The following is a 583-nucleotide window of genomic DNA, read 5'->3' on the forward strand; positions in this document are numbered from 1 at the left end:
GACGCCCTTTATCCATGGCTTGAAAACCACGCAATAAACCTTGATAAACAGCCGTACCACCTCCGGCTCGCATTCCTTGCATTTCTGCAAGTTTGCTTTTGTCCGCAGTAAGCGGAATAGTATAAAAGCCATTCTTGCCAGGGCTTGTTAAGCTATCTCTATAAAGGTTGTTGTTGTTGGAATCAAAATGGAAATTAAAGTTCGGATCCGACACCTTATCGTTAAACATATCATTCACCGATGTAGCGTAATCAATGTAAACCGGCACCTCCAGATAGTTGCTGCTGCCATTTTGATCTAATACGTCGAGAACTCGTCGTGCTTGTTCTTTTTGCTGGCTATTACACCACCAACTCCACCAAGCGGCACAACGCTCTACATCTCTCTCAGAGGAACTAGCCCAAGCTGACCAGTCCACTTGTTCATAGGTTACCGATGAGACATTTGTTCTCACATCGTTTCTGTATCTGACTTGACTACTTGAAAAAAGAGAGCCCTGCATTTTCTCTTGTACCCTCAAGTTAAACGGCACAATCGCCACCCGATTGAGCACCTCGGTTTCACCGGTTCTCGGGACTAAAAT

At 44.9% G+C, this 583-nt stretch carries 1 pseudogene; it reads right to left on the minus strand.

The annotated features are described in order from the left end of the window. Positions 1-541 (minus strand): annotated as a pseudogene (locus R8O10_RS26455) (TadE/TadG family protein); the annotation flags it as partial. Between the last annotated feature and the right edge of the window lie 42 nt (positions 542-583).

Source organism: Vibrio sp. 1727 (assembly GCF_033344415.1).
GTDB lineage: Bacteria > Pseudomonadota > Gammaproteobacteria > Enterobacterales > Vibrionaceae > Vibrio > Vibrio alginolyticus.